Origin of the sequence: Lysobacter sp. 1R34A (assembly GCF_051217035.1) — a bacterium.
GTDB lineage: Bacteria > Pseudomonadota > Gammaproteobacteria > Xanthomonadales > Xanthomonadaceae > Lysobacter.
The window spans coordinates 1-16,892 of record NZ_JBPKJP010000088.1; the positions used below are offsets into that span (position 1 = coordinate 1).

At 68.5% G+C, this 16,892-nt stretch carries 14 protein-coding genes and 1 pseudogene; 14 read left to right on the forward strand and 1 reads right to left on the reverse strand.

Annotated elements, in window-relative coordinates; translation table 11 throughout:
* From ACSAMQ_RS16330 to ACSAMQ_RS16340, 3 genes are all read left to right on the forward strand, one after another.
* Positions 1 to 734, forward strand: a 734-nt coding sequence (locus ACSAMQ_RS16330) for a capsule biosynthesis GfcC family protein (RefSeq protein WP_435396669.1), incomplete at its 5' end; no start/stop codon positions are given.
* A gap of 44 nt (positions 735 to 778) precedes the next feature.
* A complete protein-coding gene (locus ACSAMQ_RS16335) occupies positions 779 to 3,133 on the forward strand; it encodes a YjbH domain-containing protein (protein WP_435396682.1) in 2,355 nt (784 codons plus the stop codon).
* A 283-nt stretch (positions 3,134 to 3,416) separates the two neighbouring features.
* The gene (locus ACSAMQ_RS16340) at positions 3,417 to 3,662 is read left to right on the forward strand and encodes a hypothetical protein (RefSeq protein WP_435396670.1); all 246 of its coding nucleotides are present in this window, start codon (positions 3,417 to 3,419) and stop codon (positions 3,660 to 3,662) included.
* Between the two features lie 989 nt (positions 3,663 to 4,651).
* Here the strand turns inward: ACSAMQ_RS16340 and ACSAMQ_RS16345 are convergent.
* Positions 4,652 to 5,599 carry a Vps62-related protein gene (locus ACSAMQ_RS16345; RefSeq protein WP_435396671.1) on the reverse strand — a complete coding sequence of 316 codons (948 nt, stop codon included), beginning with the start codon at positions 5,597 to 5,599 and terminating at the stop codon, positions 4,652 to 4,654.
* A gap of 449 nt (positions 5,600 to 6,048) precedes the next feature.
* Between ACSAMQ_RS16345 and ACSAMQ_RS16350 the strand changes: the two genes are divergently transcribed.
* The 11 genes and pseudogenes from ACSAMQ_RS16350 to ACSAMQ_RS16400 all read left to right on the forward strand — a co-directional run bounded on the left by ACSAMQ_RS16350 (position 6,049) and on the right by ACSAMQ_RS16400 (position 16,298).
* Positions 6,049 to 6,654, forward strand: coding sequence for a hypothetical protein (locus ACSAMQ_RS16350; protein WP_435396672.1), 606 nt, complete (start codon positions 6,049 to 6,051; stop codon positions 6,652 to 6,654).
* Between the two features lie 268 nt (positions 6,655 to 6,922).
* A complete protein-coding gene (locus tag ACSAMQ_RS16355) occupies positions 6,923 to 7,555 on the forward strand; it encodes a hypothetical protein (RefSeq protein ID WP_435396673.1) in 633 nt (210 codons plus the stop codon).
* On the forward strand, positions 7,552 to 8,010 hold the full coding sequence (locus ACSAMQ_RS16360; protein ID WP_435396674.1) for a hypothetical protein: 459 nt from the start codon (positions 7,552 to 7,554) through the stop codon (positions 8,008 to 8,010). The genes ACSAMQ_RS16355 and ACSAMQ_RS16360 overlap by 4 nt, the downstream gene beginning before the upstream one ends.
* Positions 8,010 to 8,822 carry a hypothetical protein gene (locus ACSAMQ_RS16365; protein ID WP_435396675.1) on the forward strand — a complete coding sequence of 271 codons (813 nt, stop codon included), beginning with the start codon at positions 8,010 to 8,012 and terminating at the stop codon, positions 8,820 to 8,822. Before ACSAMQ_RS16360 ends, ACSAMQ_RS16365 begins: the two co-directional genes overlap by 1 nt.
* Complete coding sequence (locus tag ACSAMQ_RS16370) at positions 8,819 to 10,819, forward strand: carboxypeptidase-like regulatory domain-containing protein (protein WP_435396676.1); 2,001 nt, start codon at positions 8,819 to 8,821, stop codon at positions 10,817 to 10,819. The genes ACSAMQ_RS16365 and ACSAMQ_RS16370 overlap by 4 nt, the downstream gene beginning before the upstream one ends.
* 63 nt (positions 10,820 to 10,882) lie before the next feature.
* Entirely contained in the window at positions 10,883 to 11,242 is a 360-nt protein-coding gene (locus tag ACSAMQ_RS16375) for a hypothetical protein (protein WP_435396677.1), read from the forward strand.
* Between the two features lie 191 nt (positions 11,243 to 11,433).
* Positions 11,434 to 11,862, forward strand: a complete 429-nt coding sequence (locus tag ACSAMQ_RS16380; RefSeq protein WP_435396678.1) for a CBS domain-containing protein — start codon at positions 11,434 to 11,436, stop codon at positions 11,860 to 11,862.
* Positions 11,863 to 12,045: 183 nt separating this feature from the next.
* A complete protein-coding gene (locus ACSAMQ_RS16385; RefSeq protein WP_435396679.1) occupies positions 12,046 to 12,939 on the forward strand; it encodes an NAD(P)/FAD-dependent oxidoreductase in 894 nt (297 codons plus the stop codon).
* Positions 12,936 to 13,217: pseudogene (locus tag ACSAMQ_RS16390) on the forward strand (hypothetical protein); the annotation flags it as partial. The gene ACSAMQ_RS16385 and the pseudogene ACSAMQ_RS16390, both read left to right, overlap by 4 nt.
* A gap of 167 nt (positions 13,218 to 13,384) precedes the next feature.
* On the forward strand, positions 13,385 to 14,434 hold the full coding sequence (locus tag ACSAMQ_RS16395) for an SDR family oxidoreductase (RefSeq protein WP_435396680.1): 1,050 nt from the start codon (positions 13,385 to 13,387) through the stop codon (positions 14,432 to 14,434).
* A gap of 184 nt (positions 14,435 to 14,618) precedes the next feature.
* On the forward strand, positions 14,619 to 16,298 hold the full coding sequence (locus ACSAMQ_RS16400) for an ABC1 kinase family protein (RefSeq protein WP_435396681.1): 1,680 nt from the start codon (positions 14,619 to 14,621) through the stop codon (positions 16,296 to 16,298).
* Positions 16,299 to 16,892 lie beyond the last annotated feature (594 nt).

Sequence of the window (16,892 nt, forward strand, 5' to 3'; positions counted from 1 at the left end):
TCGAGCGTCCCGGCGAGCAGGCGTATCCCGGCCGGGCCCGGTTGCGCGACGCGGTGCTGGCGGCGCGGGTACGACCGCAGGCTTACGTGGCCGGCGCCGCCTGGCTGCGTCCGAGCCTGGTCGAAGCGCAGCGGCGCTTCCGGGTCGGCGTGCTGTTCGATCTGTCGCAGGTACGCGCGGACGCGAACGCCCGCAACGACGCGGGTCTGCTGGCGCTGAGCGAGCGCATGGCGGCTACGATGCGGGCGCTGCCGGCGACCGGTCGCCGCATCGTCTCGCTCGACATGAACGTGCTGGAACGCGATCGCGCCAGCAATGCGCCGCTGGCCGAAGGCGACCGCCTGCACTACCCCGAGTTGCCGAAGGGGCTGCGCGTCGTTGGCGCCGTCGCCAAGGACTGCGTGCTGGCGCATGCGAGCTGGCGCAAGGTGTTCGATTATCTCGACGAGTGCCCGGCGGCGGCCGAGGCCGACCGCGATCGGGTGTACCTGGTCCACCCCGACGGACAGGTCGGCGAGTACGGCATCGCCCTGTGGAATCGCGGCGAGCCGCTGCGTCCGGCGGCGGGCACGACGATCTATGTGCCGATCGATCAGCGGCGCGTGCGGCGGATCGCGCCCGACCTCAATCGCGAGTACGCCGAGTTCCTGGCCACTCAAGTCTTGCCCGACGCGGGCAGTGTGGCGTCAAAGCCCGGAACGGGCGCTGCCGTCGCCGAAGCGGGGCCGTTCTGAGCACCGACCGTCCGCCACCGCGTCACAGCCAGATCGCGCTGTTGGTGGTCGCCACGCTGGCCGCGCGGTTCGCCCATGCCGGCGACCAAGCGCCGACCCAGGGCGACTTCGGCGGCGCCGGCCTGTGGCAGACGCCGACCGCGCGCATGGCCGATGCCGGCGAACTCGCGTTCTCGGTCAGCCGGGTCGAGCCGTACGCGCGCTACAACTTCACCGCCCAGCCCTTGACGTGGCTGGAAGGCAATTTTCGCTATACCCGTTTCGACGACGACGCGGCGCCCTTCGTCGACGGACGCCGTTCGAACTCGGCCAAGGCCTTCGACGCCAAGATCCGCCTGAGCCGCGAGAGCCGGTATATGCCGGAGGTGGCGGTCGGTGCGCGCGACATCGCCGGCCGGCGCTATTTCTCCAGCGAGTACCTGGTCGCCAACAAACGCTTCGGACCGGTCGATGCCAGCCTCGGTCTGGCCTGGGGCCATCTCGGTGCGCGCGGCAATCTGTCCAACCCGTTGTCGGCGCTCGACGACCGCTTCGATCACCGGCCCTCGCGCGGCGGCGTGTCCGACGCGCGCTACCAGTTCGATCGGCCGCGGTATTTCCACGGCCGCGCCGCGGTGTTCGGCGGCATCGCCTATCGCCCGGCCGGCAAGCCCTGGGAGGTGAAGGTCGAGTACGACGGCAACGACTACCGGCACGAGCCCGGCCCGCGGCGGATCAAGCCAAGCTCGCCGTTCAACGTCGGCGTGGTCTATCGCCCCAATCGCCATCTCGACCTGAGCCTGGGCTTGCAGCGCGGCAATACCGCTTCGTTCGCGTTGACCCTGCACACCAATGCCGCCCGCCTCGCCGAGCCGCTCAGGGCCCCGCTCAAGACCAAAGACCCGCCGCCGGTCGCGCGTCGTTACGACGCTGCGCCGGCGGTGCCGGTGATGGCGGATCCGGCGCCGGCAGCGGATTCGTCGGCAGCGGCCGCAGTAGGCGCAGGGGTCGCGGCGACGACGGTGACATTGCGCGCTTCGGGGACCCTGGCCGATGCGAGCGTCGCTTCGCCGTTGCCGCAAGCGCCACCCTTTATGGATCTCGCGCCGCCGTATGCAGTCGGTAATGCCGGCGCAACGCGGCACGCCGACTTGCCGCATACCGCGGCGGCACAGACCTCAGCGACGCAGGCCTGGCCCGAGCCGACCGCGCCGGAGCAGGTCGACTGGGAGCAGGTCAGTCGCGAGCTGTACGACAACGCCGGCGTGAGGGTCAGCAAGATCTCGCGGCGCGGCAGCGAATTGTTCGTCACCGGCGAGCAGACCCGCTATCGGCATTCGGCCAAGGGCCTGGGCCGCACCGCGCGGATCCTCGACGACCGGCTCGACGGCTCGGTCGATTGGTACACCCTGGTTTCGACCCGCGCCGGCATGGAAGTGGTCGAAACCAGCGTGCAGCGCGAACGTTTCGGCGAGTTGCTCGACGGCGAGGCCGATCTCAAGAGCTTCCGCCTCGGGGTCGAGCGCAATCGCCCGCAGGCGCGCCGCGAAGACTTGTTGTACCGGGCACCGCTCGACCGCTACAGCGGCGGACTCGGCCTCAGCCTCGGCCATGAGCTCGGTGCGCCCGATATCGCGGCCTTGTACAAGATCGGCATGGCCTACGACGCCGACTACCGATTCGCGTCGAACCTTTGGCTGAGCGGCCGCATCGAGGCCCTGATCGCCGACAACTACGACCGCTACGACGGCGGCGCGGTGACGAGCCTGCCTCGCGTGCGCAGCGACGTGCGCGAGTACGTGACCTCGTCGCGGGTGACCCTGCCGCAGTTGCAGCTGACCGCGGCCGGTTCGCTTGGTGCCGACTGGTACGGCATGGCTTATGTCGGCATGCTCGAAAGCATGTACGGCGGCGCCGGCGCCGAAACCCTGTACCGTCCGTTCGGGCAACGCTGGGCGATCGGCGCCGACGTCAACTGGGTCCGCCAGCGCAGCTTCGACCAGGACTTTTCGTTCCGTCGTTACCGCACCGTCACCGGCCACGTCAGCGCCTACATCGACACCGGTTACCAAGACGTCACCGTCAAGCTCAGCGCCGGACGCTATCTGGCGCGCGACTGGGGCGCAACCGTCGACGTCTCGCGCCAGTTCAACAACGGCGTGCGCATGGGCGCCTATGCCACGTTCACCGAGTACTCGCCCCGGCGGCTCGGCGACGGCGGTTTCGACCGCGGCCTGTATCTGTCGATCCCGTTCGACCTGGCCCGGCAGCGTTCCAGCCGCAGCCGCGCCGACTTCGCCTGGTCGCCGGGCATCCGCGACAACGGCGCGCGCTTGAACAAGCGTTACGGCCTGTACTCGCTGACCGAAGACCGGGACCGCGCCAGTTTCTCCGGCAACCTGCACCGCATCGTCGAATAGGCGACGCCGCCCGGCGCACCGGTCCGCGCCTCGATCGATGCGGTGATGCAGAGCGGATAGGCCGCGCAGGGCGGAAGGGCCGATATGGCGGTAAGCGCGGCAGGGGCGGGATCGCTCCTTGCGGTGCCGCGATGCCTGGCGTCGGCGGGTTCGCACGGTCGGATATCGTCCGCGGGAGGTGATCGACTTGCATGAATCCGGCGTGGTGCTGCGGCCGAGGTGACATTCGCAGGGCGTTTGCCGGATCATGGCGTCGGCGACATCTACCCAGGAGCAATGCCCGATGGCCGATCGCGAACGACGCGGAACCGAACAGCCCAGCACCGTGGCGCTGCGCGCCGGGCTGACGCGCGAGCAATTGGACGCGTTGACGACCCTGGAGCATTTCCGCTGGGAACTGCGTTTCGTGCGGAGGCCGCTGTTCCGCGAGCCGGTACCGGTGGTGTTCCATCCCGACGGTGAGCGGTTTGCGGTGTTGGAGCCGGATGGGTCGCTCAATGAGAATCCGGGGTTCGAGATTCGTCGTTGAGGGAACGTTGGGGGCATGGTTGGGCTTCCTGGTTGGACCGGCGTTCGTCGCTCCCGCACCGGATTTCGTGCCCAGCCGCTGCAGGAGCGACGTGAGTCGCGACCGCGGGACGCGCAGAGACACCAATGCTCGTGTCGCCCATCGAGGCGGCGTGCCTTCGCCAGGGTAGGAGCGGCGCAAGCCGCGACCACGGGACGCGCAGAGGTGCCAGGGCGGATGTCATCCATCGAAGCGGCGAACTTTCGCCAGGGTAGGAGCGGCGCAAGCCGCGACATCGCTGCGGCGGTCTTGCGGCGCTACTCTCATTCAATAGATCAAGATCAAACCCAGAGCTTCCGCCACTAAAGCGGCGGGTCACTTTCTTTTGTCTAAAGCAACAAAAGAAAGATAACCAAAGAAAAGTGCTTTTGTTTGAATCACAGGCCCGCGCGAGCGATGCATGCGCGGTGATTTTTCATACGGGACCTCCCTGTCCCGATGAAAAACGGCCTGCATCCATGCAGGCCGCCCTCCGGGTCTTCGATGGCCTCCGCGAGTGCCAGGCGACGCACAGCAACAGCGGCCAAGGCCAAAGTCGGGATAGGGAATCAGATGCGGCCAGACCATCCCTGTAGGAGCGGCGTGAGCTGCGACCACGGGACGCGCAGAGGTGCCAGGGCGGATGTCATCCATCGAAGCGGCGAACTTTCGCCAGGGTAGGAGCGGCGCAAGCCGCGACCGCGAACTGCGGCGGGCGGCACGGGCAAAACCAGGCTGCGCGGTCGCGAGTCACGTCGCTCCTGCACAGGCGTGAGTTCTGCGCTTGCTGATCGAAGCGCCGCGGGTTCGCTACGACACGGTCGCGGCTTGCGCCGTTCCTAGTCTCGCGACCGCATGCTGCTTCGATTAGCGATATCGGCGTTGCCGCCGCAACACGTGTCGTGGCCGCATCTCACGTCATAGGCGCAGCGAAGAGACGCGAGAGCGAAGGGGCGCGGCGGCCCCGCCGCTCAACGCGGGAACAGGAACGGCGGATAGGGGCCGAAGAAGGGGAAGGACGGTTTTTCGTCGATGGGCTCCAGCGACGGGTCGGCGTCGCCTGCGACGATCGGGCCCTTGTCGGCCGAGGGGCCGGTCGGGCCGGTGGTCTCGCCGATGCCCAGTTCCTGGCCGCTGCCGCGTTCGCCCCACAATACGTGCCCGCCGTACCAGGCCTGGGTGGTCACATCGACGGCCGGCTGGCCGGCGAGGTCGAAGCGCACGCCGCCGCTCTCGGCGGAATCGTCGATGCCGGGGGCCTTGGTTTCCCAGGAGCCGGTCTCGGGGAAGTTCGCGTGCGAACCCTGGCCGACGTAGGAGACCGGGCGGCCGTCTTCCTTCGGCGTGTCCGCCCACGAGCGCTCGGCGTTCAGACCGCCATGGGCGCTGTAGCGCACCGCGGTCGGCTGGTATTGGTCGTCGAGCTGGACGGTGATCTTTTCCCAATCGCCTTCGTGGTTCTGCACGTCGCCCAGGCCGGGCGGGCCGTCGTTGTAGGAATAGAACAGGTGATAGGTGATGGTGTTGGTTTCGGCGTCGTATTGGTAAAGGTTCTTGCTGTTGCTCAGGTTGCCGTCGCGGACGCCGTCGCCGAGCTCTTCGTTCTGGTGGTCGAGGAACTTCTGGCTGTCGGCGCTCTTGTTGTCGGGGCCGATCTGGGCCAGTTCGTCCGCCGGCACTTCGCCGAGCCCGTGCAGTTTCTTGTCGCCCCAGAAGTCGCGCTCCTGGCGCAGGGTCGACTGCTCGATATACGTGTTCGGGTCCTGCAGGAAATTTTCTTCCTGGGGATGGAAGTAGAGGATCGGGGCGTAGCGCTGGGCGAGCTCCTGCTGCTGCACCGGCGTCAGCGCCGGCGGCACGACCGGATCGGCCGGCGGCAGGTAATGACGGGAGGGGCCGGAAATATCGGAGGGATACATGGCACTGCTCCAGGCGCGGAAGGTCGCCGTTGCAGTGTAGTCAGGCGGTTCCGGCGCCAGCATCCGGGCTGACCCTAGGGCGGGGAGGCGGTCACCGGAACGGCACCGGCAAGGCCGTGCCTGCGAGGGACGAAGGGGCCGCCCGGAGGCGCCCGGGGTGGCGCGGGACCGGTCGGCGCGAGCGCCCGATATCGATCGATCCGGCTGGCCGCTCTGCGGAAGCTGCGACCTGTACAGAACGTGACCGGGAATGACCGGGCTGGGCGAGGTGTGACGGGGAACGTCAGTTGTGTGACATCGGTGTCATGATGCTCACGTATATTTAACAAGCAATGTGCCGGTCGTCACGCCTTGGCACGCTTTGTGCGTTTTCATGGCCTGCGCCCGGAGCCCCGGCTCGCCTTCGACCTCCCTGGAACCCAACAATGCGAACGCTCACGAAGTCCCTTTTGGCCCTTTCGCTGCTTGCCGCCGTCCCGATGCTCGCCCAAGCCGAGTCGCAGTACACCACCGGCACCGGCACTCCGATCACCGCCAGCGCCAAGCTGGACTTCCAGATCACCATTCCGAAGATCCTGTTCCTGCGCGTCGGCAGCGGCGCGGACTACACCACCAACACCACGGTCAACCAGATCGCGTTCGTCGTCCCGGCCGCCCAGGTCGGTATCGGCGGCGCGGGCATCGCGGCCACCGCCGCCTCGGGCGACCTCAACGACGGCAAGGTCACCGCCAAGCTGGTCGGCAACAACGGCACCATCACCCTGACCTCGACCACCCTGGGCGCGCTCAGCAACGGCGTCGCCGGCGACACCATCTCCTACAGCCAGATCGAAGCGACCGAGGCCGTGCTGACCTCGGCGACGGCGCTGCCGCATCCGACCCTGGCCGACGGCGCGACCACCACGACCACCGTGGTTCCGGGCACCGGCAAGCTGGTCAACCGCGACGCGACCTGGACCTACAAGTACAAGAACGCCAACGTCGTGGCCCCGGGCGTCTACGGCGGCGTCAACGCCAACAACAGCCGCGTGACCTACACCGCTTCGATGCCGTAAGCCGCAAGCCGGTCACCGGTTGCGACATCGCACCCGTCCCCCGTTCCCGCGGTACGCGGGAACGGCCCCGGCTCGACCCGCGGTACGCGGGAACGGCCCCGGCTCGACCCGCGGTACGCGGGAACGGCCCCGGCTCGATCCGCGGTAGGCGGGAACGCTGCCGGCTCGATGCACAGCCGTGGACAGCGCTCCGGCCCGCCCCGCGCCCGCGGGGCGGCTCCGGTCCGTCCCACCGCAGCGACAACGACTACGACTTTCGAGGTCCGACATGGCTTTGCACTTACGCCCGGCGTGCTGGGTGCTGCTCTTGCTCGCGCTGGGCTGGTTCGACACCGCCCAGGCCTTCGTCGTCACCATTTCGCCGGGCGCGCGCATGGTCTACCTGCGGGTCGGCAACGGCGTGTTCACCGGCAATTACTCCACCGGCGGCACGCCCGGCCGCGGCGGGGCGATCAACAAAGTCTCGGTGACCGTGCCCGCGGCGGTGCTCGGCAACGGCACCGACCAGGTCATGACCACCGACGCGACCCAGGCCAACAGTTCCTACGACGGCTTCGCCTTCTGCAACGTGCCGGCGCAGATCTACGTCGGCGGGTTCTATCGTCTGCCCGGCACCACCGGCACCGCGACCCTGACCGCGACCGCGCCGGCGGCGGGCCTCAGCAACGGCGCCGGCAGCACCATTCCGTTTTCGCAGATCAGCTGGACCAGCAGCGGCAACAACGACACCGGCGCCCAGCCGATCCTGGCCGGCACCTTCACCGGCGGCCCGCAGACCCTGGCGAGTTTTCCGGTCAACACCTGGCGCGAAAGCTGCCACACCTTTCGGTACGCCAACGACGCCGTCGTCGCCTCCGGCACCTACACCGGCCAGGTGGTCTACACCTTGAGCGCGCCATGAGGCGGATCCTCGCCGCCGGCCTGCTGTTCGCCGCGATGTCGCCGTCGTACGCAGGCACTCATCGCGTCGACGACAGTGCCAGCCAGGTCACCGCCAATAGCTTGCGCATGCAGTGGGATTCGGTCGCCCCGCGCAGCGGCGAGCGGCCGACGGTGTCCGGCGCGCTGACCGTGTGGGTGCGCTTGAACCTCGCGCCCTGGCAAGGCCGCAGCGGCCGCGTCTACATGACCCTGCCGCCGCAGGCCAGCGGCCCGATCACCGCCGCCTGGACCACGCAGGGCCGTTTGCTGCCGGGCAGCCTGCGCGCCGGCGAACGCACCCTGGTCTACAGCGGCGTCATGCCGGCCGGCCTGCTCGACGACACCATCCGCCTGACCATCCAGGCCGACGGACAGAGGCTGGTCCGCACCGAACAACTCAATTTCTCCTTCGAAATCGACGTGGAAGACCTCTGATGCGTACCGCTGCCCTGCGCCATGCCTCGACCTTCGCGGCGCTCGCGCTCGTGTTGTCCTCGATCGCGGCACCGAGCTTCGCCCAGGGCTTTTCCGCCCTGGTCTCGCCGCCGCGCTTCGAAGGCACGGCCAAGCCCGGCACCACCTATCGCAACGTGGTCGAGATCTCCAACATCTCCAATGCGGTCGGCCGCTACACCCTGAAGACCGCCGACTGGCATCTCGATGCGCAGGGCGCCGCGGTATTCGACGAGGCGCTCGCGGCCGACAGCTGCCGGCCCTGGGTCGGGCTGGAAGCGGCGCAGATCGAGATCGCGCCGAACGGCAAGCGCCGGTATCGCTTCGAAGTGGCGGTGCCCGCACAAGCCGCGCCGAGGGAATGCCGTTTCGCGATCCTGCTCGAAGGCGCGCCGGAGATGGTCGGCGACCAGCTCACCGTGCCGGTGTCCGGTCGCATCGGCATCATCGTCTATCTCGGCGTCGGCGAGGTCGCGGCGCAATTGCAGCACGTGGCCAGCCAGGTGCGCGAAGTCGACGGCCGGCGACTGCCGGTGCTCGACATCCGCAACACCGGCCAGGCGCATACCCGCCTCGAAGGTCTGGTCGACGGCACCGATGCGAGCGGCCGCAAGTTCGCGCTCGCACCGTCGAGCCTGCCGATCCTGCCCGGCGAAACGCGTTCGATCGCCCTGGTGCCGGAAGGCGACGATCCGGCCACGCCGGCGCCGGCGATCGTGTATCCGCTGAGCCTCAAGGGCGCTCTGGAATGGGGCGGCCAGCGCCTCGTACTCGACCTACGCATCGATAAATGAAACCCGCCCGCAGGCTCGTCCGGCGCAGACTGGCGATCTGCGTCGCCTGTACGCTCGCGTCGGTCGCGCCCGCGGCGTCTGCGGCCGACGCGTCGGCGCCGGTGTACCGCGACCGCATCATCGCCGCGCAGGCCCTGGCGCCGTTGCCGCCCGACGAAGACGAGGCGGTCGACGGCGACGGCCTGCCGCGTTCGTTCCGGGTCGAACTCAACGCGGCGTACACCGAGCGCGGCGCCGAGCACTTCGGCGAGCAAGGCCTGGCCGCCGGCGGGTTCTGGGAAACCGCGAACTGGGGCAGCCTGTCGCTCGACGCGACCGTCTTCCACAGCGACCGCGACCGTTTCGCCGACGACAGCGGCTGGGGCGGCGCGGCCACCGTGTGGCAGCGCAACCTGTTCGTCGACGGCGGCTGGCGCCTCGACAACGCACTGGGCGTGATCAATACGCCGGCGTCGCAGTTGCAGCGCAACCAGTACCGTTTCTTCTTGCCGAGCGTGGCGATGGCCGGCCTGAGTACGCAATGGACCCGCGATGCCGGCGGCCTGAGCGTGTACGGCGCGGTCGGCCGCGCCGGCCTCTACAACGGCACCCGCGTGGTCGGCTTCGACGTCGCCGACGGCCACGTCGGCGCGTTCGGCGCGCAATGGCGGGGCGGGGCGGGCTGGAACCACGCGGTTTCGGCGCTGAGCACCGACGGGCGGATCGTGCCCGACGAGCTCGGCGAGCCGGGCCTGATCGACCGGCCCAGCCAGGCCGCGCACTGGGCGAGCGCCTGGCAGTCCGATCGCGACGCGGTGCAAGTGAACCTGCTCGGCAGCCACGACGGCCGCGGCAACGCCACCGGCGCCTGGATCGACGCGAGTGCGCGACGCGGCCGCTATCGCCATCACTACGGCCTGTTCTCGCTCGACCCGGGCCTGAGCTGGGGCGCGTCGCCGATCAACCAGGACGTGCGCGGCGGCTATTACCGCCTGGCCTATCAATACGGCCGCTGGAGCTGGAACACCGGTCTCGACGACATCCGCTCGATCAGCGGCGCCGGCTTCGACGGCCAGTACGCGACCGCGTTCGCGCGTTACCAGGCCAGCAGCGTGCTCGGTTACGGCGGCAGCCTGAGCCTGCGTCACAACGACGACGACACCTATGCGGCGCAGTTGTTCGCCGACCGTCGCAGCGGCTGGGGCCAGACCCGCGTCCAGTTGGATCACGCCGGCGGCGCCGGCGGGGTCGGGCGCAGTTGGCAGGCCAGTATCGACCAGGCCTTGTCCTTGCGCGAAGGCCGGCGCCTGTCGGTGTCGCTGGGTTACGGCGAATGGGGCGAGCGCAACGAGACCTCGGCCGGGGCGCCGATCCGCACCACCACGCGCACCACGACCTTCTCGATGTACGGCGGGGTGGAACTCGGCGATCGCGTGTCCGTCGACGGCACCGCGCGCTGGACCCACGGCCAAGGCCCGGCGGCGATGCGCGGCGTCGACATGAACCTCGGCGTCAACTGGCGCATCGCGCCCCGCTGGTCGCTGACCGCGGCGCTGTACCAGAGCCAGGGTTCGCAGCGCTCGCCGTTCGCGCTCGACCCGCTGATCGTCGATTCGCCGTTTCTGTCGCTGCCGCGCGAACGCTCGGCCTTCCTGACCCTGCGCTACGAACGCCAGGCCGGCCGCGCGCTGGCGGTGATCGGTGGCGCGCCCGGTTCGGCGGTCGGCGCCATCGACGGTTCCTTGTTCCTCGACGACAACGACGACGGCGTGCGCGCCGCCTCCGAACAGGCCGCGGCGAACGTGACCGTGGTGCTCGACGGCCGCTATGCGGTGCGCACCGACAGCAACGGCCAGTTCTCGTTCCCGCGGGTCGCGGTCGGCAAGCATACGATCGCGGTGATTCCCGACAACCTGCCGCTGCCGTGGGCAGTGCGCGACGAGCGCGGCCTGCAGTCGGTCGAAGTCGGCGTGCGGCGCAGCCAACGCGTCGACATTCCGGCGACGCGGCAGCGCTGAGGCGTATAAACGGCACCCCGGGCCGGGTGCAGGCGTTGCGCGGTTCAGGCCGCAGCGGCGTGGGTGTTCGGCATCCGTGAACGCCGAAGCGCCGAAGCTCCACTTCTGGTTAACCTGGCCGGCGCCACCTTCGAGCCTGGATCGCTTCGATCCGGCTGCAACGAGGGCGAGGTGACGCAGATGGGCAAGCACGACGACAAGACAGGCGATCGGAGCCGCCAGGACGATCGCGGCGCACGGCCACCGCACGGCCAGGGCCATCAGCCGCTGCCGGGCGAAACTCCGCCGCTGCCGGGCGAAACTCCGCCGCAGTCAGGCGAAGATCGGCCGTCGCGCAAGGTTCAGAACGCGGACCTGCCGCCCGGCGAAGGCCACCAGCCTTTGCCTGGCGAGAACCCTCAGGAACGGCCGCCGAAACCTTAGTGTCGCCGCAGCGATGCATTGGCGACAACCGCGTCCGCGCACCGCGAACGGCGATGCAGCGCGCATCGAGGCCAACGCGATGCGACTGCCATTGCCGTGACGTGAAGGACGCTATTGCCGCGGTTCACGGCGGTCGAACGATACGCGGCCGACAATCCGGCCCTGCATCTTCGTTATTGAGGAGTAGCGCTGTGATTACTGCAAAGACCTTGATGACCCCCGACCCGGCGAGTTGCCACATCGGCACGCCCGTGCGCGAGATCGCTCGCCTGATGCTGGAAAACGACTGCGGCGAAATCCCGGTGCTGGACGAGCAGCGCAGGCCGCTAGGCGTGGTGACCGATCGCGACATCGCGATCCGCATCATCGCCAGCGGCGGCGACGGCACCGCCACCGCGGGCGAAGCGATGACCTCGCCGGTCAGGACGGTGAGCGAGGAAAGCGATCTGCGCGACTGCGTGGCGGTGATGGAGTCGGCGCAGATCCGCCGGGTGCCGGTGGTCAACGGTGCCGGCGAACTGGTCGGCATCGTTTCCTTGGCGGACATCGCCCTGGCCGGCAAGAGCCGCGCCACCGCCGAAGTGGTCAGAGAAGTGTCGACGCCGGCCGGTGCGCACTAGAGCGGCGCGCGGCGTCGGATCGCCCCTGCGCAGCGGGCAGGGGCGGTCCGGTCGCCCTGTGCGCCGCCCCCGGTGCGTGGGGTCGCGCATATTGAAGTGCGCCGGCGTATCGAGGTGCGCGGGCCGATGCGCCAGGTTGGGACGGATCGCGCATACGCGAGCCGCGCTCTGGCCCGCCGACCCATGAATGAATTCGACGCCATCGTCGTCGGCGGAGGGCCGGCAGGCCTGACGGCGGCCACCTACCTGCGACGCTTCCACCGCAGTTGCCTGATCGTCGATTCCGGCGCCAGTCGGGCCCGGCGCATTCCGCAGAGCCACAACTGCCCCGGGTTTCCCTATGGTGTGTCCGGCGTGGAGTTGCTGGCGCGGATGAAGCGCCAGGCCACGGATGTCGGAGCGCGGTTCCAGACCGATTGGGTCGAGAAAATCATCGAGTGCGATGAACGGTTCATCGTTTCGGGACGTGCGGGCCGATGGCGCGCGCGGGCGGTGATCCTGGCCAGCGGCATGCAGGACAAGCTGCCGGCGGTGAGCTGGATCGAGGACGCGATCGCCTGCGGCGCGGTGCGCCTGTGCGCCATCTGCGATGCTTACGAAGCGAGCGACCTGCGCATCGGCGTGTACGGTCCGTATGCGGTCATCGGGCCGCACGCCCGGTTTCTGCGCGGGTATTCCGAACAGGTCTTCGTCATTCCCTGCGAGGCGGGTCCGATGCCCGCGGCCGAGGATTTGTCCGGATTGACCTGCCTCCAGGGCGGCGGCGAACTGGTGTTCGATGGCGCGCACTGCGGCTATCGCGATCCGGCCGGCGCGACGACGCCTCTCGACACGGTCTATCCCTATCTGGGCTCGGTCACCACGGCGCCGCTGGCCGCCTCGGCAGGCGCGCAACTCAGTGCGGCGAACGAGATTCTAGTCGATGCGCACCAGATGACCCGGGTGCGGGGCCTGTACGCGATCGGCGACGTGGTCAGCGGCCTGAATCAGATTTCCGTGGCGGTCGGGCACGCCGCCATCGCCGCCACCCATGTGCACAACGATCTTCCCGCGACCGTCCGGAGCTCCCGATCATGAAGCTATCGCCCGATCTGATCGGATGGCTCGCCTCGGCGGTGTTGATCGCCACGCTGATCCGCCAGATCGTCAAGCAGCAAGGCGACGAGCATGCCCAGGGCGTTTCCAGGTGGCTGTTCATCGGCCAGTGCACCGCGTCGGCCGGTTTCGTCGTCTACAGCCTCCTGGTCGGCAACTGGGTGTTCATCATCACCAACAGCGCCGTGCTCTTGACCGCGGTGGTCGGCCAAGTGCTGCTCGCACGACGCAACAAAGGCGAGGGGGGCGATCGGGCGGCGGCCGAACGGGACGCCGATGCGTTGAACGCAGCCGACGACGTGAACGAGACCGCGCGGCTCGCGCCGCAGGATCGGACTAACCGAGACGATCGCGCGCCGCCGTTCACGTCGGCCGAATGAAGCCGATCCTATCGTCGGAAGCCTGACCCTTCCGTCGTGGTGAACGCATGGCCAGCAAGAAGGCATCCAAATCGCCGAAGAAATCCGCTTCGAAACGCAAGGCTCGCCCGGCGTCCACCGCCGCAATGGGCTCGGCGCCCGCCGAGCGTACCGCCGCGCGCCAGCGTGCGATCCAGAAAGGCATCGATGCGAAGCCGGCCACGAAAAAAGCGAGCAAGAAGGCTGCGGTACAGGCCGGGCCGAACCAGCAGCCCGAGAACCCCTTGCCGAAGCAGCATCTGCTCAAGCCCGGGCGAGAGCGCGATCTCGTGCCGGCGCCGAAATTCGCAGCCGAAGGCTATCGCGGCAGCGCCAAGCTCGAGGGCATGGTCGCGATCGTGACCGGCGGCGACTCCGGCATCGGGCGCGCGGTCGCAGTGCTGTTCGCGCGCGAAGGCGCCGATGTCGCGGTGTTGTACTTGAACGAACACGAGGATGCCCTGGACACCTGCCGCTACGTCGAGCAAGAAGGGCGCCGCGCGCTGGCGATCGCCGGCGACGTGCGCGAGCCGAAGTTCTGCGAGGACGCGGTCGCCCGTACCGTCGCCGAGTTCGGCCGCCTCGACGTGCTGGTCAACAACGCCGCCTTCCAATTGCATGCCGACTCCCTGGAGGAGCTGAGCGACGCGCATCTGCAGGAAACCCTGCAGACCAACATCGCCGGCTACTTCCACATGGCGCGCGCCGCCTTGCCGCACCTCGGGCAGGGCGCATCGATCATCAACACCGGCTCGGAAACCGGCCTGTTCGGCAACAAGCACCTGTTGGATTATTCGGCGACCAAGGGCGCGATCCACGCGTTCACCAAATCGCTGGCCAGCCAGTTGCTGCCGCGCGGTATCCGGGTCAACGCCGTCGCGCCCGGCCCGGTGTGGACGCCGCTGAACCCGGCCGACAAGCCGGCCGAAGAAGTGGCGAAATTCGGCCAGGACAGCGACATGGGACGGCCGGCGCAACCGGAAGAAATCTCGCCCGCTTACGTATTCCTGGCCGCCCCGGTCTGCTCGTCCTACGTCAACGGGGTGATCCTGCCGGTGATGGGCGGGCCGCGGGGTTGAGCGTGGCGTCGGGTACGGCGCGCAACTGCGGGCCCGGCGCGGGCGTGTTGCATCGCGTCTTGCGCGAACGCTGGCCGCCGCCGCGCACGCGAGCATGGCCCTCACGGGCCGTTGCCGAGCGATGCGGAATAGTCCGGCCATCCGTTCTTCCGTCGTGGTCGTCCGCCTCCAAGGAATCCCCGCCATGAGCGACACTCCGAGCACCTTGACCCGTACTGCGCAACTGGTCGGCTTTCTGCTCAAGTACCGCAACTCGGGCGTGTTCACCGGCCTGGACTGGGACGCCGCGACCGACCTGGAAGTGGAAGTGCCCGAGGAGGGACGGCCGGCCGACTTCGTGCGCGACCTCGAAGCGCTCGGTCCGACCTTCATCAAGATCGGCCAAGCGCTGTCGACGCGGCCGGACATGGTGCCGCCGGCGTATCTGGCGGCCCTGGAGAAAATGCAGGACGGCGTCACCGCGCTGGATGCCGGGACCATCGAGGCGGTGGTCGAGGCCGAGCTCGGCGTGCGCCTGCACAGCGTGTTCCCCGAGTTCGACTCCAAACCGCTCGGCTGCGCCTCGCTGGCGCAGGTCCACCGCGCGACCTTGCGCGACGGCCGCGAGGTTGCGGTCAAGGTGCAGCGGCCGGATGTGGCGCAGCTCATCCGCAGCGACCTGGACACTTTGCAGATGCTGGCCTCGAAAGCCGATCAGAACACCCAGGTCGGCCGCCGCCTGCACTTTGCCGACTGGGTCCAGGAATTCCGCAAGACCGTGATGGACGAGCTGGACTATCGGCTCGAAGCCGATCACCTGGAGCGTTTCGGCGAGCACCTGGCCAAGTATTCCAACCTGGTCGTGCCGCAGCCGCTGCGCGATCTGTCGAGCTCGCGGGTGCTGACCATGGAGCTGGTGATCGGCAGCAAGGTCACCGAGCCCCTCGGCCTGCGCCGCACCGAACATTCGATGCGGCCGCTGGTGGTCGATCTGTTGCGCGGTTATCTCGACCAGATGTTCGTGCACGGCGAAATGCATGCCGACCCGCACCCGGGCAATCTGCTGATCACGCCCGATCACCGGCTGGCCATCTTCGATCTCGGCATGGTCGCGCACATCCCGCCGAAGATGCGCGGGCGCCTGTTGAAGCTGGTGTTCTCGGCGGTGGACGGGCGAGGCGAAGCGGTCGCCGACGAGTTGATCGCCCTCGGCGTGCGCCTGCACGATTTCGACGAAGGCCGCTTCGTGCGCGAAGTCGGACAGCACGTGGCCCGGTATGCCGCGCACGGCCATTCGCAGGATTGGTCGGAGGGGCGGTTGTTGCTGCACCTCAGCCGCCTGAGCGCCCTGTGCGGTCTGCGCACGCCGCCGGAGTTCAACCTGCTGGCCAAGACCCTGCTCAACCTGGAAACCGTGTGCGTCGCGCTGGACCCCGGGCTGAGCCTGAAAGAGACCGTAGAGGATCATCTGCAGGGGTTGCTGCGCGACCGCTTGTTGCAGTCGCTGTCGCCGGCGAACCTGGCTAGCGAGGCGATCGAGTTGCAATCGCTGATCCAGGATGCGCCGCGCAAGGTCGGGAGCGTGCTCTCGCTGTTGGCCGAGAACCGGCTGCAGGTGAGGATCACCGGCTGGCAGGATTCGGCGATCATGGAAAACCTGCAGAAGATCGCCAATCGGATCTCCGCAGGCGTGGTCGTGGCGGCGTTGCTGATTTCGAGCGCACTGCTGCTGCGCTCCGGAGTCGGGCCGTTCCTGTTCGGCTATCCGGCATTCGCCCTGCTGTTGTTCGTGACCGCGACCGGGCTGGGGTTGGCGATCGTGGTCAGTGCCTTGCGCAACGACAAGAAGCCGCGGCCGCGCGAAGAGCGCGGGACGCGTTCGTAACGCGCCGGAGGCGGCCGCCAAGGGCGACGCGGCGGCGCCACACCGCCGCACGGCATCGGCACGTGCCATCGGCAGCGCGGAGACAGTCGGCGCGAGCTGAATGATTCAGGATCGTTCGGTTGCCCATGGCCTGATGCGCATTGATCGGATTCTTATTTGATCGGAGCCGTATTCGATCGGAGCCGCATTTGATCGATCCGCATTTGATCGAATCCGCATCGGTTGGATCCGCATCGGTTGGATCCGCCTTGGCTGGACCCGCATTGACTGGATCCGCATGGTCGGATCCATAGGCGTCGATCGATATTCATTGAGCCGGCGCGCGGTGTTAAGCGATTCTTCGCATGGCGGCGACGCGATCCACATCCTCCCGGAGCGAGGCTTGCAGGCACTGGCCATGCACGGCCCTAACCAGGAGGCAATATGACCAATTCCACTCAAAGCCGCGACCTCAACCGCGACCCGATCAGCGGCAAGCCGGGTGCGCACCCGGTCGGTGTCGGGCTGGGCGGCGCCAGCGGCGCGGCGGCCGGCGCGGTGATCGGCGCGCTTGCGGGCCCGATCGGCATACTGATCGGCGGCGGCGTGGGCGCC

Bases quoted from the DNA above. Each gene is read 5' to 3' on its own strand.
- ACSAMQ_RS16340 (WP_435396670.1), top strand. From the start codon at position 3,417: ATGGCCGATCGCGAACGACGCGGAACCGAACAGCCCAGCACCGTGGCG.
- ACSAMQ_RS16345 (WP_435396671.1), bottom strand. From the start codon at position 5,599: ATGTATCCCTCCGATATTTCCGGCCCCTCCCGTCATTACCTGCCGCCG.
- ACSAMQ_RS16355 (WP_435396673.1), top strand. From the start codon at position 6,923: ATGGCTTTGCACTTACGCCCGGCGTGCTGGGTGCTGCTCTTGCTCGCG.
- ACSAMQ_RS16360 (WP_435396674.1), top strand. From the start codon at position 7,552: ATGAGGCGGATCCTCGCCGCCGGCCTGCTGTTCGCCGCGATGTCGCCG.
- ACSAMQ_RS16365 (WP_435396675.1), top strand. From the start codon at position 8,010: ATGCGTACCGCTGCCCTGCGCCATGCCTCGACCTTCGCGGCGCTCGCG.
- ACSAMQ_RS16370 (WP_435396676.1), top strand. From the start codon at position 8,819: ATGAAACCCGCCCGCAGGCTCGTCCGGCGCAGACTGGCGATCTGCGTC.
- ACSAMQ_RS16385 (WP_435396679.1), top strand. From the start codon at position 12,046: ATGAATGAATTCGACGCCATCGTCGTCGGCGGAGGGCCGGCAGGCCTG.
- ACSAMQ_RS16395 (WP_435396680.1), top strand. From the start codon at position 13,385: ATGGCCAGCAAGAAGGCATCCAAATCGCCGAAGAAATCCGCTTCGAAA.
- ACSAMQ_RS16400 (WP_435396681.1), top strand. From the start codon at position 14,619: ATGAGCGACACTCCGAGCACCTTGACCCGTACTGCGCAACTGGTCGGC.